The sequence below is a fragment of the Mesorhizobium sp. GW821-FHT04C10 genome (genome assembly GCF_059420305.1).
This window is the reverse complement of sequence record NZ_JBWKTL010000001.1, coordinates 2,977,949-2,995,822: the sequence shown is the minus strand read 5'-3', so window position 1 is coordinate 2,995,822 and position 17,874 is coordinate 2,977,949. Positions and strand designations below refer to the sequence as shown.

General features: G+C 65.0%; 14 protein-coding genes. 3 read left to right on the top strand and 11 right to left on the bottom strand.

All coding sequences use genetic code 11. The features are described 5' to 3' along the window. Positions 1-5: 5 nt before the first annotated feature. Entirely contained in the window at positions 6-296 is a 291-nt protein-coding gene (locus AC07UC_RS14435) for a YciI family protein (protein ID WP_494906455.1), read from the bottom strand. A gap of 329 nt (positions 297-625) precedes the next feature. On the opposite strand from AC07UC_RS14435, the gene AC07UC_RS14430 reads away from it, so the two are divergent. Together AC07UC_RS14430 and AC07UC_RS14425 are read left to right on the top strand one after the other, a co-directional pair. After that, positions 626-2,728: an oxidoreductase gene (locus AC07UC_RS14430; RefSeq protein ID WP_494906453.1), complete on the top strand. Its 2,103-nt coding sequence runs from the start codon at positions 626-628 to the stop codon at positions 2,726-2,728. A gap of 70 nt (positions 2,729-2,798) precedes the next feature. Next, positions 2,799-4,337, top strand: coding sequence for a trimethylamine methyltransferase family protein (locus AC07UC_RS14425; protein WP_140774260.1), 1,539 nt, complete (start codon positions 2,799-2,801; stop codon positions 4,335-4,337). Here the strand turns inward: AC07UC_RS14425 and AC07UC_RS14420 are convergent. Genes AC07UC_RS14420 through AC07UC_RS14390 form a run of 7 tightly spaced genes read right to left on the bottom strand, consistent with a single transcriptional unit; the run spans position 4,334 to position 12,461 of the window. Further along, complete coding sequence (locus tag AC07UC_RS14420) at positions 4,334-5,014, bottom strand: TetR/AcrR family transcriptional regulator (protein ID WP_494906450.1); 681 nt, start codon at positions 5,012-5,014, stop codon at positions 4,334-4,336. The genes AC07UC_RS14425 and AC07UC_RS14420 overlap by 4 nt on opposite strands. A gap of 46 nt (positions 5,015-5,060) precedes the next feature. After that, complete coding sequence (locus tag AC07UC_RS14415) at positions 5,061-6,608, bottom strand: ABC transporter substrate-binding protein (protein ID WP_494906448.1); 1,548 nt, start codon at positions 6,606-6,608, stop codon at positions 5,061-5,063. 16 nt (positions 6,609-6,624) lie between these two features. Continuing rightward, the gene (locus AC07UC_RS14410) at positions 6,625-7,653 is read right to left on the bottom strand and encodes an oligopeptide/dipeptide ABC transporter ATP-binding protein (protein WP_494906446.1); all 1,029 of its coding nucleotides are present in this window, start codon (positions 7,651-7,653) and stop codon (positions 6,625-6,627) included. Continuing rightward, entirely contained in the window at positions 7,650-8,615 is a 966-nt protein-coding gene (locus AC07UC_RS14405; RefSeq protein WP_202326483.1) for an ABC transporter ATP-binding protein, read from the bottom strand. Before AC07UC_RS14405 ends, AC07UC_RS14410 begins: the two co-directional genes overlap by 4 nt. Beyond that, the gene (locus AC07UC_RS14400; RefSeq protein WP_494906444.1) at positions 8,612-9,499 is read right to left on the bottom strand and encodes an ABC transporter permease; all 888 of its coding nucleotides are present in this window, start codon (positions 9,497-9,499) and stop codon (positions 8,612-8,614) included. The genes AC07UC_RS14405 and AC07UC_RS14400 overlap by 4 nt, the downstream gene beginning before the upstream one ends. Continuing rightward, positions 9,483-10,433: an ABC transporter permease gene (locus tag AC07UC_RS14395; protein ID WP_494906442.1), complete on the bottom strand. Its 951-nt coding sequence runs from the start codon at positions 10,431-10,433 to the stop codon at positions 9,483-9,485. Before AC07UC_RS14395 ends, AC07UC_RS14400 begins: the two co-directional genes overlap by 17 nt. Before the next feature lie 18 nt (positions 10,434-10,451). Next, a complete protein-coding gene (locus tag AC07UC_RS14390) occupies positions 10,452-12,461 on the bottom strand; it encodes a CocE/NonD family hydrolase (RefSeq protein WP_494906440.1) in 2,010 nt (669 codons plus the stop codon). Between the two features lie 137 nt (positions 12,462-12,598). On the opposite strand from AC07UC_RS14390, the gene AC07UC_RS14385 reads away from it, so the two are divergent. Continuing rightward, the gene (locus tag AC07UC_RS14385; protein ID WP_494906439.1) at positions 12,599-14,017 is read left to right on the top strand and encodes a pyridoxal phosphate-dependent aminotransferase; all 1,419 of its coding nucleotides are present in this window, start codon (positions 12,599-12,601) and stop codon (positions 14,015-14,017) included. Between the two features lie 28 nt (positions 14,018-14,045). Here the strand turns inward: AC07UC_RS14385 and AC07UC_RS14380 are convergent, their stop codons facing one another. The 3 genes from AC07UC_RS14380 to AC07UC_RS14370 are packed head-to-tail and all read right to left on the bottom strand — an operon-like array spanning position 14,046 to position 17,866. After that, positions 14,046-14,717, bottom strand: coding sequence for a hypothetical protein (locus AC07UC_RS14380; RefSeq protein WP_494906438.1), 672 nt, complete (start codon positions 14,715-14,717; stop codon positions 14,046-14,048). Between the two features lies 1 nt (position 14,718). Further along, positions 14,719-17,613: an FAD-dependent oxidoreductase gene (locus tag AC07UC_RS14375; RefSeq protein WP_494906437.1), complete on the bottom strand. Its 2,895-nt coding sequence runs from the start codon at positions 17,611-17,613 to the stop codon at positions 14,719-14,721. A 1-nt stretch (position 17,614) separates the two neighbouring features. After that, a complete protein-coding gene (locus tag AC07UC_RS14370; protein WP_140774272.1) occupies positions 17,615-17,866 on the bottom strand; it encodes a sarcosine oxidase subunit delta in 252 nt (83 codons plus the stop codon). Positions 17,867-17,874 lie beyond the last annotated feature (8 nt).

Genomic DNA, 17,874 nt, shown 5'->3' with positions numbered 1-17,874 from the left:
CGGACCTAGCTCCGGTTGTCGACGCGCATCAGGAACGGGTTGATGCTGACCGACTGCCAGACATTGGCCGCGTTGAACGGATCCGCGGCATTGAATGCCCTGACATCCTCGATCTTTTCGGCGGAAAACACAAAGAGCGAGCCGATCATCGTCTCCCCGTCCTCTGCCACCAGCGGACCCGAGATGACGGTCTTCACACACCCCTGCGCGAGGTGCGCCTTGTGCGCGTCATAATTGGCCAGGCGCCTCGGCAAGGCATCGGCATGGTCCAGACAGTGGACGGCAAACAGTGTCACGACATTCCTCCCAAAAGGCCCGGCAGGCCGTTGCCAGCGATCGGAACGAAACGACCCCCAAAACGGGTCGAGTGACCTTTGAGGGCTGGCGACGAAAGACGGGCCGCAAGAGGTTAGCCCGAAATAGGGCCGACCGGTTTCAAGATCTGTCCAATTTGGACAAATGCGATCGTGTTGTGAACCCGTGCGATCGGTCCATCCCAACACCGTCGCATTGACCCTGCTTTCGAACCGATCCCCAGCGCCGTTGCTTTGGGCCATTGCGTTCTGCAATGCCGGCGAATATGCTTGTTGTACGATCGTTCAACAAGCATATTCGCCGAGCCCCGATGACCTGCAATCCCCGCTACGAGATCCTGTTCGAGCCGATGCGGATCGGGCCGGTCACCGCGCCGAACCGATTCTACCAGGTGCCGCACGCCAGCGGCATGACCAACGCCCTTCCAAGGGTGCGTGCGGCCTTTCGCGAAGCCAAGGCCGAGGGCGGATGGGGCGTGATCTGCACCGGCGCCTGTTCGATCGATCCGAGTTCGGACGACGCTCCGCTGCCTTTCGCCACTTTTTGGGACGACAATGATATCCGTGCCCATGCGCTGATGACGGAGGCCGTGCACCGCCATGGCTCGCTTGCCGGCGTCGAACTCTGGCATGGCGGCGCGTCCGTCATGAACAGGACGAGCCGGCTGCCGCCGCTCTCGCCATCGGGTATTCCCTGGATGGCCACGCATGTCGGCTTCATGGGCAATCTGCGGCCGAAGACCATGGACAAGGCCGACATGAAGGAGGTGCTGCGATGCCAGGCCGAGGCGGCGCGCAAGGCGCGCACGGCCGGCTTCGACGTGGTCTACGTTTATGCCGGCATGGGCTATCTCGGCTACGAGTTCCTGCTACCGGAGTACAACCATCGCACCGACGAGTACGGCGGACCGATCGGGAACCGCGTGCGCTTCGTGCGCGAGATGATTGAGGTCACCAAGGATGCCGTCGGCAAGGATTGCGGCGTCGCGCTGCGCGTCAGCCTCGAGGAACTGCGCGGCCGGCCCGGCCGCAACCAGCCTTCCGAGGCGCATGAGCTGATCGAACTTTTGGCCGACCTGCCCGACCTGTTCGACGTCAAGATGGATTCCAGCCCGACCGACTGTTCGGCGTCGCGCTTCACCGGCGAAGGCAGCCATGAGCCCGTGATCGATTTCGTCAAATCGATGACGAAAAAGCCGGTGGTCGGCGTCGGCCGCTTCACCTCGCCCGACACGATGGTCTCGCAGATCAAGCGCGGCGTGCTCGACTTCATCGGCGGCGCGCGGCCCTCGATCGCCGACCCCTTCCTGCCGGCCAAGATCCGCGAAGGCCGCGAGGCCGAGATCCGCGAATGCATCGGCTGCAACATCTGCATTTCGAGTTGGCATGACGGCGTGCCGGTGCGCTGCACGCAGAACCCGACCGCCGGCGAGGAATGGCGGCGCGGCTGGCATCCCGAGCGTGTCGAGCGTGCCGACAGAGCGGAGCGCATCCTGATTGTCGGCGGCGGACCGGCCGGGCTCGAATGCGCGCTGACGCTTGGCCGGCGTGGCCATGAGGTGATGCTCGCCGACAGCAGCCGCGGCTTCGGCGGCCGGCTGACCTTTGAGAAGACCCTGCCCGGCTTGGCGGCCTGGAACCGCGTCGTCGACTACCGCCTCGGACGGCTCGGCGAGATGAGCAATGTCTCGCTCTATCCCGAGAGTGTTCTGGGCGCGGACGAGATCATCGACCTCGCGCCGGACCGGGTCGTGCTTGCGACCGGCGCGCGCTGGACCAACATGCTCTATTCCTCGATGGAGATTCCGGTCGGCCGGCTCGACCACGCGGAAGTGTTCACGCCCGACGACATCGCCGCCGGCCGCCTTCCGCAAGGACCAACCTTGGTCTTCGATTTCGACAATTATTACATGGGCGGCGTGCTGACCGAGCATCTGGCCGCACAAGGCATCCCGGTCAGCTATGTCACACCGGCCGGCCAGGCGTCCGCATGGACGATCATGACCAACGAGCTGCCGCTGGTGCATCGTGCGCTGGCGCGCCGCAACGTGCCGGTGACGACGTTGCACCTGTTGAAATCCTTCGATGGCGAGACGGCGACGCTGGCGCATCTGTTCACCGGCGAGCAGAGCCGCATCGCCTGCCGCTCGGTGCTGATCGTCGGGCTGCGCTTGCCGCGCAACGAGCTGTTCGAGGCGCTGACGCAGCGTGCCGACGATCTTGCGGCCGCAGGCATCCGCAGCGTCGATCGGATCGGCGACACGCTGGCGCCGGGCGCCATCGCCCATGCCGTTCACAGCGGTCACAAGCTCGCCCGCGAGATCGGCGCGAAGGTCCGCTGGCAGCCCTATCGCCGCGACACGCCGATCGTCGACGCGGTAGCGGATTTCGATATGCGCACGGCAGCCGAATAGTGCAATTCCGGGAAAAATGTGAAGCGGTTTTCCCATAGGAATTGCGTCAAACAGGGAGGTCTGGAAGGCCATGGAACGCACCGCCGCACGTCGCAGACCCGGCCGCCCTCAGCGCGAGATCGGCGGCATCGAGCAGCGTCCGTGGAAGCAGCTGACGCGGCCCTACGCGCCGATCGAAATACTGTCGGCAGACCAGGTCCAGACGATCCACGAAATGGGCCTCACCATTCTCGAAGAGATCGGCATGCGCGTGCTGCAGCCGCGGGCACGGCAGTTCTATCGCGCCGCCGGCTGCGATGTCGACGAAGGCGCGATGCGGGTACGCTTCGACCGCGCCATGGTGATGGAGCGCGTCGCCATGGCGCCATCATCCTTCGAGCTGCGCGCCCGCAATCCCGCCAAGAACGTCAAGGTCGGCGGCCGGCACTGCATCCTGTCGTCGGTCGGCGGCCCGGCCTATGTCATGGACAATGATCGCGGCCGCCGCCCCGGCACCTATGCCGAGATGTGCGACTATCTGAAACTCATCCAGTCGTTCAATGTCCTGCACCAGGAAGGCGGCGGTCCGTTCGAGCCGCTCGACCTGCACCAGAACACGCGCCATCTCGACCTCTACTATGCCGAGATCACCTTGCTCGACAAGAACTGGCAGCCGCAAACCCTTGGTCAGGGCCGCGCCATCGACGCGCTTGAAATGGTGGCGATTTCGCTCGGCACGACGCGCGAAAACCTTGCCCGGGAGATGCCGGTCTTCACCGGCATCATCAACACCAACTCGCCGCTGCAGCTTGACGAGCCGATGGCCGAAGGGCTGATCGCATTGGCCGAGCATGGCCAGGTCAATGTCATCACGCCGTTCACGCTGGCCGGCGCGATGAGCCCGGTGACGCTTGCCGGCGCGCTGTCGCAGCAGCATGCAGAGGCGCTGGCCGGCATCGTGCTGACCCAGATCGTGCGTCCGGGCGTGCCGGTCATGTATGGCGGCTTCACTTCCAATGTCGACATGAAGACCGGCGCGCCGGCCTTCGGCACGCCCGAATACACACAGGCCGCGCAGATCACCGGGCAGCTCTGCCGGCTGATCGGCGTGCCGTTCCGCTCCAGCAATGTCACCGCCGCCAACTCGGTCGACGCGCAGGCCGCCTATGAGAGCGCCATGTCGCTGTGGGGCTGCCTGATGGGCGGCGCCAACCTGGTGCTGCATGCCGCCGGCTGGCTCGGCGGCGGGCTGACCGCATCGTTCGAGAAACTGGTCATCGATGCCGAGATGCTGCAGATGATGTCGGCCTATTTCGATCCGCCCGTGGTCGACATCGACACGCTGGCGCTGGAGGCGGTGCGCGAGGTCGGCCCGGCCGGGCATTTCTTCGGCGCCGCGCACACCATGCAACGCTACGAACGCGCCTTCTATTCGCCGCTGGTGTCCAACTGGGATAATTACGACACCTGGGTCGAGCGCGGCCAGGTCACGGCGCGTGAGCGGGCCAATGTGGTGTGGAAGCGCATGGTCGCCGAATACGAGCAGCCGCCGATCGATCCCGGCATCGACGAGGCGCTGCGCGACTATATGGAGCGGCGCAAACGCGAGGGTGGGTCGCCGTTGAACTAGGCGTCCCGCAAACGCCCCACCTGCGCCTCCAGCATCTCGAACCCCGCCGCCTCCGCCGCCTGTGGTGTCACCACGCTTTCATCAAGACACCATTCGAGCCACAACCCGTCGACAAGCGCGATGAAATTGCGCGCCAGCGACGGCGCGTCGACTTGCCTGCCGCGCGGTATGGCGACCGCCGCGATATCCTCGGCGAGTTCCGCCCGGTAGGCATCGTAGAGTTCGCGATGCGCCGCCTTGAGGCGCGGGTTGACAGCGATCTCGCCCCACAGCGACAGCCAGATCAGCAGGTTCTCGCGGCTGAAATATTCGGGCGAGAAATTGGAGTGCACCAGGGCGGCAAGTGCGGCCTGCGGCGACCAATCGGAAGTCTCCGCACGGCGGCGCTTGGCTTCGGCGATCTGGTTGTTGACGCTGGCGTAGAGCGAGGATTTGTAGACCTCGACCAGCAGCCCGTCGAGACTTTCGAAATGATGGTTGATGAGGCCGCGCGAAACGCCGGCTTGCCTGCAGATCCTGTCGATGGTGAAGGCGCCGATGCCGCCGACCGACAGGCAGCGCGTCGCCGCTTCGATCAGCATGGAGCGGCGCACGTCAGCCTGTTCGCGGCTGAAGCGCGGCGGAGCCTTCTTCGCGCCGCGCTTCTTTTTTGCATCTTCTGGTTGGGCTTCCGTCATGGACTCCAGCTAATCGATAATGCCCTTTCTGTCCATGAAAGCGCGCTCACGCCTTCTTCTTGAACAGCACCGGATTGGGGTGACCGTCGGGATAGATGACCGGGTCGAAAGCGGTCTTGTGGATGGCGACCAGCGGCTGATGGCAGATGAAGACGAAACCGCCGGACTGCTCCATCAGATCCTCCATGCGGTTCGACAGTGCGATGCGCTTGGCCTCGTCGCTTTCGGCCACCAACTGCTGGTAGCTGGTCTCGAATTCGGGACTGTCGAAGCCCGACCAGTTGTAGGCGCCGATCTGGTCGGGGCGGAACCAGACCAGGTTTTCCGACGGATCGATGCCACCGGCGAAATCCATCAGCGCCAGGTCGATATTCTTGTAGCCGTCGCCTTGCGTCTTGTCGCCGACGCCCCAGAAGGCGGCTTCGTCATAGGGCTGGATCTCGACCTTGATGCCGGCCTGTTCGAGGCTGGCCTGGATGATCTGCGCGGTCGCGGTGCGGATGGAATCATTCATCACCGTCAGGGTCAGCGATAGGTCGCCGACACCAGCCTCCTTGAGGAGTGCGGCCGACTTCTCATAATCCGGCGCCGCGATAAGATTCGAGGCCCGCGCGAACTTGGTGCCGGGCTGGACGACACCGGTGGAACGCTTGGTGAGATCGTCATACACGCCGGTGAGGATCTGCCCGACATCGACCCCATACTGCACCGCCTGGCGGACCTTCAGATCCTTCAGTCGCGGGCTGAGCATATTGATGGTCAGCCAGACATAACGGGTCGACTGCGCCTCGATCAGGTTTGTGTCCGCCGGCGGCTTCTCCTTGACCGCCTTGGTCGCCGAAATGGCGATCTTGGTGTAGTCGAAGGCATCGGCTTCATAGGCAAGCTGAGCCGCCTGATCGTCCGACACGACATAGATCTCGACCTTTGAGAAATCTGGCTTCGGGCCTGGCCAGTCCGGGTTGGCCGTCAGCGTCACCTTCTGCTTCTGCTGCCAGTCCGAGAAGAGATAGGGCCCGCATGTCGCCGGCGGCTGCGTGGTGAACTTGCCGCCCGCCTTCTCGGTGCCGGCGCGGCTGATGATGTGGCCGCCATAGTAAGGCAGGCTGGTGACGAAGATCGGCTGGTAGGGCTCCTTCAGATGGATGATGCCGGACCTGCCATCGACGACCTCGACACGGTCGAGTTTCTCGAACTGATAGGCCCAGGGCGATGCCAGCGCCTTGTCGGCGATGCGCTCGAAGGAGAATTTCACGTCGTCGGCTGTCACCGCGCCGAAACCACCAGACCATTTCAACCCGTCGATCAGGGTGAAGGCGATGGTCTTGGGGTCTTTCTGCTCGAGCTTTTCCGCGCCCCACAGCGACCAGGGCGAACCTTTCCGAATGTCGCCGAAATGGTTGAGCGAGACATAGATGCCGCGCATCATGACATCCTCGATGCCGCCATTCATGAAGGCGGGATCAAGGCACTGAAGATCGCCTTCCATGCGGATGCGCAACGTGTCGCCGGACGCCGACCAGGCAAAGCCCGGCTTCATCGCCAGGCCGGCGCCCAGCACGCCGGCCGCCTTCAGGAATGCACGTCTGTCCATGGTCCATTCTGACATCTCAGTTTCCCCTTTGGTTGATGGAAGCGCGTGAGAAGGCTTCCCGTTCTTGCCCGCCGGTCTCCAGCGGGAAATGGCAGCGCACCATCCGATCGGCGCCCATCGGCCGGTAGGCCGGCGCCTCGGTCTTGCAACGGTCGCGCGCGATCGGACAACGCGTGTGGAACTCGCAACCCGAAGGCCGCCGGAACACGCTCGGGATCTCGCCGGTAACGGCAGGGTTCTGGCTGCGCCGGCGCGGATCGGGTATCGGCTCTGACTGGATCAGCGTCGCGGTATAGGGATGCAGTGGCGCCGAAAACACATCTTGCGTCGGTCCGGTCTCGACCAGCCGGCCGAGATACATGATGGCCAGCCGGTCGCTGACGTGGCGGATCATGGCCAGGTTGTGCGTGACGATCATGGCGGCGAAACCGAGCTCGCGCTTGAGTTCGCCGATCAGGTTCAGCACGTCGCCTTGTACCGAGACATCGAGGCCGGCTGTCGGCTCGTCGGCGAGCAGCAGATGCGGCTTCATCGCCAGGGCGCGCGCAACGCCGACGCGGCGCGCCTGCCCACCCGACAGCTCATGCGGGAAGCGGTCGACAAAGGAGGCCGGCAAACCGACAAGCGCCAGCAGCGCCTTGGCTGCTGCGCGGCGGTCCGGCATCGGCAACCCCTGGATGATCTGCGGTTCGGTGAGCAGCGTGCCGATGCGCAGGCGCGGGCTGAGCGAGGCGACAGGGTCCTGGAACATCATCGCCGAGCGCCGGCGCATGGCGCGGAAATCAGTTGGCGTCCGCACCTCCCTGCCCTCGAAGACGATGCGGCCGGCGGCTGCCCGGATGAGGCCGAGAATGGTGCGGGCCAGCGTCGTCTTGCCGGAACCGGATTCGCCAACCAGCCCGAGCGTCTCGCCCGGCATCAGCGACAGCGTCACGCCGTCGATGACGTTGAAGCCAGGCAGCGGGAACGGATTGATCAGCCGGTTGAGCAAGCCGCCGCGCACGAAGCTCACGGAGAGATCCTCAACGGCAAGCAGCGGGCTCATGGCGTCACCGCATGGCAGCGCGCGACATGAGAAGCGGCGAGTTTCACCAGCGGCGGCGCGACGGTTGTGCATGGCGCGAAGGCACGGTCGCAACGCGGTGCGTAGACGCATCCGGACGGCGGCTGTGTCAGGTTGGGCAGCGAGCCCGGAATGGTCGGCAGCCTGTCCAGCCGCTCATGGAAGCGGGCGGGGTCGCAGGCGAGCAGCGCTTGCGTATAGGGATGCCTGGCGTCGTGGAAGATGGCATCGACCTCGCCGCCTTCGACCACCTCGCCGGCATACATGACATAGACGCGGTCGCAGAGCTCGGCGATGACGCCGAGATGGTGCGAGACGACGATGATGATGCCATTATAGTCGCGCCTGAGCTCGCGCAGCAGATGGATGATCTGCGCCTCCATGGTGACGTCGAGCGCCGTCGTCGGCTCGTCGGCGATGAGCAGGCCGGGATCGGTCAGCAGCGCGGCGGCAATGGCGACACGCTGGCGCATGCCGCCGGATAGTTCATGCGGATAGCTCTGCATGCGCCGTTCGGCGTCGGCGATGCCGACGCGGCCGAGCATGGCGGCGATGCGCGCCCGCTTCTGGGCCCGGCCAAGATCCTTGCGGTGGTGCTGGAAGTCGACAAGCTGGTCGCCGATGGTCAGCACCGGGTTGAACGCCGTCATCGGATCCTGGCTGACCAGCGCGATCTCGTCGCCGCGCAGCAGGCGCTGATGGTACGCGTCGAGCTTCGCCAGATCGACGCCGTTGTAGGAGATCGAGCCGTCGATGCGGGCATTGGCCGGCAGGAGATTGGCGAGCGCGGTGACCAGCGTGGACTTGCCGCAGCCGCTCTCGCCGACGATGCCGATCACTTCCCCCGGATGCGCCTCGATGTCGACATGGCGCAACGCGTGCACGGCGCCATGCGGCGTCTCGTAGCGGACGCTGAGATCGCTGGCGGCGAGCGAACCGGTCATGCAGGCCTCCGCAACTGTAGGCGCGGATCGAGATAGTCGCGCAGGCCTTCGCCGAGGAAGGTGAAGCCAAGCGTGGCCAGCACCAGCGGCAGGCCACCAAAGATGACCATGAAGGGCGCCGAGCGAATGCTGGTATAGCCATCATAGAGGATCGAGCCCCAGGATGGTGTCGGCGGACGCACACCGAGGCCGAGGAAACTCAAGCCGGCCTCGACCATGATGACGACCGGAATATCCATCGACAGAAGGATGATCAGCGGTCCGACGACATTGGGCAGCAGATGGACGAAGATGATGCGCGCCGCACTGGCATCGATCAGGCGCTCTGCAAGGATGTAGTCGCTGTTCTTCAGCGCCAGCGTCTGCGCCCGGATCAGCCGGGCATAGCTCGGGAATGAGGTCGCGGCGATGACGATGATCAGCGTGCCGGTGCCGGCGCCAAGCACGGTGATGATGGCGAGCGCGAACATGATCATCGGCAGCGAGTTCAGGCTGTCGAAGCTCAGCACCAGGATGGCGTCGAGCCAGCGCGGGCCGTAGCCGGCGATCAGGCCGAGCAGAAGGCCGATGGCGCCGGCGATGGCCACCGACACCATGGCGATGGTGAGTGCGGTGCGCGCGCCATAGATGACACGCGACAGGAGATCGCGGCCGAGATGATCGGTGCCGAACCAGTGCTCCGCCGACGGCGCCTGCAGCTTGTGCAGCACGTCGATCTTGACCGGCGAATAGGGCGCCAGAAACGGCGCGAAGAGCGCGGTCACGAGGAAGCCTGTCACCAGGATCAGCGCCACGCAGGTGAACGGGTCGGCAAGCAATGCGCGCAGCAGGACGAACCGTTGTCGGTCCGGTACGGACAACGAGGCATCAGCCACGGAAGACATCGCGCACCCTCGGATCGAGCCGCGCGATCAACAGATCGGCGGCTATGGTGATGGAGACATAGATGGCGGTCATGATCAGCACCGTGCCCATGACGACCGGGTAGTTGCGGGTGTTGACGGCATCGGTGATCAGCTTGCCGATGCCGGGCCGGGCGAACACCGCCTCGACGAAGACGGCGCTGGACAGGATGCTGCCGAGGCCGACGGCGACCAGCGAGATGGTCGGGATGATGGCGATGCGCAGCGCGTATTTGGAGACGATCTTCCACTCGGGCAAACCAAACGAACGCGCGGTGCGGATATGCGGCTCGCCCATCACCTCCATCATCGAGGCGCGCACCATGCGGGCGATGTAGCCGATCCAGCCGAGCGCGATGGCGGCCGCCGGCATCACCAGCGCCTTGGCCTGGCTGATGAAGTCTCCGGCCTCGCCGGCGCCGATGGCCGGCAGCCAGCGCAGCGTCACCGCAAAGACCAGCAGCGAATAGATGGCGACGACGAAGGACGGCACCGCGATGACGCCGACCGAGAGCACGCCGATGACGGCATCGGCCGCCGTGCCGCGCCGCATCACCGACAGGCAGCCGAGTGGAACGCCGATCAGGAGCGCGACGGCCAGCGCCGTCAGGCCGAGGATCAGCGTGTTCGGCAACGCTTCCAGCACCAGGGTGGAAACGGGCCGGTTCGACCAGACGTCGTAGCCGAGATTGCCGGTGAGCGCGTTGCGGAAGAATTCGACGATCTGCCACCACACCGGCTGGTCGAGCCCCATGCGCTCGATCAGCAGCCGCTTCAATTCCGGTGTGGCACGCGGACCAAGCGCCACGGTTGCCGGATCGCCGGGAACGAGGAAGACGGCCGCGTACATCGCGATCATGACAAGAACGAGGATCAGGAGGCCGAGACCGATGCGCTTCACTGCATATGCGAGCATGGCCTCTCTCCCTTCTACTCAGGCGAAATCGCGCCTGATGCGCCGACTTGCCGAGGCGCTGTGGACGAGCGTGCCCCGTTCTCGTGCCTCGATGCGCCAACTCAGGTTGAAATGCGTTTCATCCGCTGTCAGTTCGGTCACCGCGTTGGCCTCGGTGTCGGCATCGCCACTGGCAATCGCCCAGCGATATTCAGTGACGAGTTTCGCCGACAGCGGATCGTCGGCACGGATGCTCATCGTGTCGCTGTTGGCCGAGGAGACGGTGATGGCGCGATCATCATAGCGCCGGCGGCCATGGTCGGAGGTCAGCGCGATGGTCTGAACGCCCGAGCCGACATCCTCGGTGACGATACGGCGATCAAAGCCCTCGTCCAGCGTCGTGGTGGGAACCGGCGGCGCGGTTTCAGCCGGCTCGAAGCGGACATCGCGGTCGCGAGCCGACAGGGGCCGTACCGGCAGCATCACCGTACTGTCGCCGCTCGCCACCGACAGCGTCGACAAATGCGGCTGCGGCCACAGGATCGGCCAGTGCTGGTTGGCCAGCGCCAGCCGGATGCGATGGCCCTTGGGCAGGGTGCGGGCGAAATCGTTGAGCTTCAGCCGCACGCGAAACGGCGTTCCCACCGGACATGGCGTCGGATGCTCATGGCTGTCGCGGTGGCTGAGGTTGAGCACGCCATAGGTCATCAGCGCCGAGGTGCCGTCGGGATAGACATCGCAGAGCCGGGCGGCGAGATTGACGTGCGGCTGGTCGACGGTGACGAGCAGATCGAGCTCGGGAGCGCCGAGCAGGGTCAGATCGTCTTCGAGCGAGGAAGTGTCAAAGCACAGCGCCATGCCGTCCTCACGGCGCTGATCAATGGGCATATCGGGACAGGAGCCGCCATAGCCGCCCCAGCGGCCGCAATCGCGCCCGGCGGTCGCTGGCGAGCGGACGGACAGCGTTGCCCCTGGCGCAGCTTCACGGCTCAACCCGGCGGCATTCAGGTGCAGCGTGCGGCGCTCGATGCGCGGTGATGGCCACTGGTCCTCGGCGGCCCATGATCCCGCATGATCCGGGAGGTAAAAGGGCTGCGGCCGCTCTGCGCCGGTGACCCAGACGCGGTAGAGCGGCTCGTCCATGATGCCGGTGTCTTCACCGACGAGCCAGTGGCGCCACCAGCGCAGCGCCTCCTGCAGATAGCCGATCAGCGGTCCCGGCGCGCCACGGCAGGGATAGGCATGCGACCACGGGCCGACAATACCGAGTTTTGGACCCGGCAAATGTTCGAGCAGGCGTGGGACAAAATTCGAATAGCTGTCCTCCCAGCCGCAGACGGCCATGACGGCGCATTCGATCGCGGAATGATCTTCGCAAACGGAGCCCTGCCGCCAGTAATCGTCGCGGCGCTGATGCGCGAGCCACACTTCCGACAGTGAGCTCGTCTTCGCAAGGCGGCTCCCCCACATGGCGCGCCAGGCGTCGCCGACGATCTGCGGATCGGGCGCCATCGCCTTCTTCACCAGCATGAAGTTGGACCACATCTCCTGCTCGGTCAGCAGCGCGCCGCCCATATAGTGGATGTCGTCGGCGTAGCGGTCGTCGGTGGCGCAGTTGGTGATGATGGCTTTCAGGGCCGGCGGCCGCCGCGCCGCGACCTGCAGCGCGTTGAAGCCACCCCAGGAAATGCCGGTCATGCCGACATTGCCGTTGCACCAAGGCTGGGCGGCGAGATGGGCGATGATTTCGCAGGCGTCTTCCTGTTCGCGCGGCAGATATTCGTCGGCGAGATCGCCGTCGGAATCGCCCGAGCCCCTGATATCAATGCGGGCGCAGGCGATGCCGTGGCCGGCTAGCCAGGGATGGATATCGACATCACGCGCCACGGTGCCGTCGCGGCGGCGGTAAGGCACCATCTCGACAACGACCGGCACCTTGCCCTCGGTGCGCGGACGCCACAACGTGGCGGCAATGCGGGTGCCGTCGGCCAGCGTGATCCACAGCGGATCGACGGTTTCGACGGCAAAGGGAAACTCGGTTCGTACCACGGCAGGTACCCGCAAATGCTCTTGTTGAACGTTCGTATAACAAGCGCATTTGCGGCGCAATCCCGCTTCGCTTTTTTTGATGCCGAATGCGAACCGTTCTTCGGTAGCCGTGAGGCGGCGTGGGGCTTCCTGGTCGGGTGGCGGCCGGTCTCCGTCATCGCGATGTTGAAGCACAGCCGATATGCCTGCGCGGTCGAACCGCATCCGCGAGGGTCGCAAAGCTCTCCGGAAATCGGCGGGTTCCATCTTCCAAATTTCGTTGCTTGACATGTGCTGCTATGGCATCGCGGCAGCGGCAGTGCTTTCAGTCAGGAGTTCCAATGACGATCCAGAGCAAATTCAGCGGCCTCGGCACCGACGCGGCGCCCGGACAGGAGAGCCGCCAGTTATCCGGCGGGATCGACGCCGTGTTGCTGGGCGACGCGATCACCGGCCGGCCGGTCGATTTTTCGCATGGCGACGTGGACGCGTTCACCCCGACACCCGGCTCGTTCGAGGTCTTCTCGGCCGGCGTCGAAGCCGGCGGCAGGCAGGCCTATACAGAATATCGCGGTGATCTCGGCATCCGCGAAGAACTGGCCACGCGGCTGGCAGGCTTCACCGGAGCCCCTGTCGATGCGCGCGACGGCCTGATCATCACCCCCGGCACCCAGGGCGCATTGTTCCTGGCCGTCGCCTCCACCGTGTCGCGGGGCGACAAGGTGGCGGTCGTCCAGCCCGATTATTTCGCCAACCGCAAGCTGGTCGAATTCTGCGAAGGCGAAATGATGCCCGTGCGGATGGACTACGCAACGACCGAAGGCCGTTCGGGCCTCGATCTCAGCCAGTTGGAAGACGCATTCAGGTCGGGCGCAAAAGTCTTCCTGTTCTCGAACCCAAACAATCCGGCCGGCGTGGTCTACTCCCGAGCGGAAATCGAGGCGATTGCCGCGCTGGCAAGCCAATACGGCGCCACCGTCATCGTCGACCAGCTTTACTCGCGGCTCCTGTACGCCGGCGTGGACTACACCCACTTGCGCGCGCAGAAGCTGGACGCGGAGAACGTCGTGACCATCATGGGGCCATCGAAGACGGAATCGCTCAGCGGTTATCGGCTGGGCGTGGCCTTCGGATCGAGAGAAATCATTGCCAGGATGGAGAAGCTGCAGGCCATCGTTTCCTTGCGCGCCGGTGGCTACAGCCAGGCCGTTTTGCGCACATGGTTCGATGAACCGGCTGACTGGATGGACCAGCGCATCCGCGAGCACCAGGCGATCGGCGACGATTTGTTGAAGGTTTTCCGCGCGACTTCCGGAATCCAGGTCCGCACGACCGAGGCCGGCAGCTACATCTTTCCGGCTCTGCCCCGCCTTGCCGTGGCAGGTGGCGATTTTGTCCGTATCCTGCGCCTGCAGGCGGGCGTCATCGTGACACCCGGAACGGAATTCAGTCCGTTCTCCGAAAACAGCGTCCGCCTGAACTTTTCGCAGGACCACGCCGCTGCTGTTGCGGCCTGCGAGCGTCTGGTGACCCTCGTCGACCGCTATCGCGCATCAGCGGCAACAATTCGGAGCTGACCCGAGCAGGTATCAGGCGAGGACCGAACTATTCCGCGGGGTGGAGAACCGCCAGTTGAAAGCCGGCATTCATTCCTGCAGCCGTCTCGGTCAGGACATCCAATGCAAACGCCGCCGAGGCGATATCGAAGAAAATGTCATAGGATATCGCGCCGAAACGGTCGAAGCGGGCCACGACCGCGTCCAGATGCAAGGCGCGGGTCTGGGAGACATCGCCGGCCTTGAGGCTTTCCGGCCTCAGATCGGCCATCGAGATGCGCCGCATCAGCGCGGGCGCCGCCGGACCCGATATCACGAACCACGCCCAGCCTTCGTCGCGATAGGCGTCAAATCCCTTGGAGGGAAGCTCGCTGTCGTGCCAGGCCTTGCGCAGGTCGCGCAACCGCGCACCGCCGTCGCCAGGAGGCGCCGCCAGCAACACCTCCTGCTGGCCAAGTCGCAGCACCGACGTGCCGCAAGGCAGGACAATGGCGGTATTCACCACTTCTGGTGCGGAGAGACCTGCTTCACCGAGCCAGTCCATTGTGCCGGGACCACGCAGCCCGAACCGCTCGGTCGGCGTGCAATCGAGCACGACATTCTGCTGCGCTCCGGGCACCCCATCCCTGCGCGCGAGGCGCCGCGCCAGGGCGTGGTGGCGCAGACCGGGATCAATACCCTCGGGATGACCGGCCGATGCGGAATGGCTGCTCGGGGGCATCCTACATCTCCTGCCGTTGGTTTTCGGGGTCATGGAACGGCGTCGGCACCACCTTGGCCTGCAGTTCCTTGCCGCACAGGCCGCGTATGCGCAGGCTGGATCCGGGCGCCGCGTCACGCGGGTCAGCGTAGGCCAGTCCGATCCATTTGCCCAGCGTCGGCGAGAAGCAGGTCGAGGTGACGAAGCCCACAGGGCGGCCGTCGCGCAGCACGAGGCAGGATTCCGCCAGCCGGACACCGTGCCCCTCGGGCAGTTCGAAACCGCAAAGCTTGCGCTTCAGGCCCAGCCCGCCGCGCGCCTCGATGGCGGTCTTGCCGACATAGCGCGTCTTGGCCTTCGACAGCGCCCAACCCATGCCCAGTTCGTCGGGTGTCGAGAGCGCGTCCGTATCCTGGCCGATGATGATGTGCCCCTTTTCCAGACGCAGGATGCGCGAGGCTTCCAGCCCATAGGGTCGCAGCCCGTGGGGCGACCCCACCTCCAGCAGCTTTCGCCAGAGTGCCGCGCCGAAGGACTGCGGCACATGGAGTTCGTAGCTCAACTCGCCGGTGAAGCCGATGCGCATGATCCGGACCGGGCATCCGCCGATCACGCCGCTGCGGCCATTGAGATAGGGGAAGCCGTCCGGGGAGAGATCGATGTCCCCGCCGAGTGCCTCGAGAACCTTGCGTGCCGAAGGGCCGGTGACATTGATCGCGGCGAAGGCGGCGGTGACGTTCTGGATATCGACCCGCATGCCCCATTGCGTGTTCGCGAACAGCATGTCGGTAAAGACGCGGGCGACGGCGCCGGTGGTGGCGGTCACGTAGAATTCGGTCTCGGATAGCCGGTAAGCCACCCCGTCATCGATGACCGATCCCATGTCGTTCAGCATCAGGCAGTAGCGCACGCGACCCACCGGCTGCCTGGCATGCGCCATCGTGTAGATGCGGTCGAGGAAGGCGCCGGCATCCGGCCCTCGTATCGCCAGCTTGCCCAGGGTCGAAACGTCAAGCATGCCGACCTTGTCACGCACCAGCCTGACCTCGTCGGAGATCGTCTTGCGGACATCGCCATCTCCGCCGTAGTGCAGCGGTCGCCACCACGCACCGGCAGGCGTCAGCTTCGCGCCGTTTGCGACATGTTCGGCGTGGATCGCCGTATGCCGGTAGGGCACATGGTTCGGGCCGGCCAGCAGTCCCAATTTTTCCGGACCGAATGGCGGCCGGGATGTGGTGATACCAACCTCGCCCACTGTGCGGCCCGTCTCCGCCGCGACGATCCTGGCCGTCATCAAAGCCGAATGCCGTCCCTGCGACGGCCCCATGCCGACGGTGGAATAGCGCTTCACCAGTTCAAGCTCGCTATAGCCGTCGCTGACGGCGTTCTTGATATCCTTGACCTGCAGGTCCTCGTCGAAATCCACGAAGTCCCGCCCCTTGGCATGGGCGGACAGCGGTTGAAAATGGTTCATCGCCGCCGCGCCGGCATCCGGGATGATGGCCGGCAGGTCGGCGTGATGTCCTGCCCCCCGTGCGGCGGCCGCGCCAGCGATCTCGCCGCTGCGCAGCACCGCGTTGAGCTCGAAATAACCCGCCGCCGAGCCGGCGACATGAAACGCCTCCGGCAGATTGCTCAGCACGAATTGCCGGCTGGTCTCGTCAAATCCCAGCTTCGCGCCGGCATGCAGCGGCAGCTGGTAAGACGGCGTGTAGCCCGCCGCCACCACCAGGTGATCGCACGCCAGCAGTTCCGCGCCATGTTCGGGCGTGGTGAAGCGGATGGCTCTTATATGGCGATTGCCTCCGGTCCCCAGCGCCTCCGTGACGGTGACATTCGGGATGATACGGACACCACGCTCGACGAGGTGTTGCGCGAGGGTGCTGTCGGACGCATCGGCTGCCGGGGAAAGAACGGCGGCCAGGGACACGCCTGCGTCGAGAAGGTCGTGAGCGGCGAGATATCCGTCCCGGTTGCCGGCAAAGACCACGGCGCGCCGGCCGGGGCGAACCGCATAGTGGCGCATCAGCCTCTGCGCCGCGGACGACAGGAGGATGCCCGGCAGGTCGTTGTTGCGAAACACCAGGGGCTGTTCATGCGACCCCGCGGCCACCACGACCTGCCTGGCGCGAACGCGGTAGAGCGTCTCGCCGTGCAGCACCGGAAGCCAGTTGTCGGCGAACCAGCCGTTGCATGTGGCGCTGGTCAGCACCCGCAGATTGCCAAGCTTCTCGGCAGCGACGCGCAGCGCCTGCAAGGTCGCCTCGGCCTCCGCCGTCTCGAGGCCGAAACGCGCATAGGTCAAGGCACCGCCGATTTCCGGGTTCAAGTCGACCAGCAGCACCTGCGCACCCGCCTCGGCTGCCCTGACGGCCGCCGAAAGCCCGGCCGGGCCAGCGCCGACGACCAGCACGTCGGTGTGCAGGTTTTCCCTGATATAATGGCCATGACCGGCGGTAAGGTCGACCTTGCCGAGACCGGCCGATCTGCGGATCATCGGTTCCCAGAATTTGAGCCAGCTTTTCTCTCCAGGACCAAAGAAGCTGCGATAGTAGAACCCGACGGGCATGAAGCGGCCCAACCTGTCGAGCACCGCGCCCCGGTCGCGTTCGGCGGTTCCATTGACGTTCTGGGCAGTGATCTTCAGCCCTTCGGCGATCGGGCGCAGATCAGCCCGCACATTCGGCTCGTCAGGCAGTTGCACCAGCGTGTTGGCGTCCTGCCCCGCCATGGTGAGGATGCCGCGCGCACGGTGATACTTGAAGGAGCGCGACAGGATCCAGCGGCCGCTGCCGGCCATGGCGGAGGCAATGCAGTCGCCGGCGAAACCTTCGAGCGGCCGGCCATCGAAGGCGAAACGGATTTTTTGGGTGCGGTCGAGGCGCGATCCCCAGGGAAGCGGCAGCCGTTCGGTCATGTCAGGCAGGCTTTCGATTGGGAAGATAGGTGGCGAGGATCTGGTCGCTGACAGTGTGGCGTTCGGCGATCAGCACGGTGTTGGACGGGGTGTGCCGCCACCACTCCCGCATCACGCCGAGCGGGTTCTCGGCATAGAACAGGGCTTCGATCAGTTGCTCCGGCTGGTCGGCGCTGGCCGCGCGGACCGGTCCGAGATACTGAAATTCGGTGATGTTGCGCGGGCCGTTCACCGGGCAGGTCAAGAGCTTCATCGGAATAC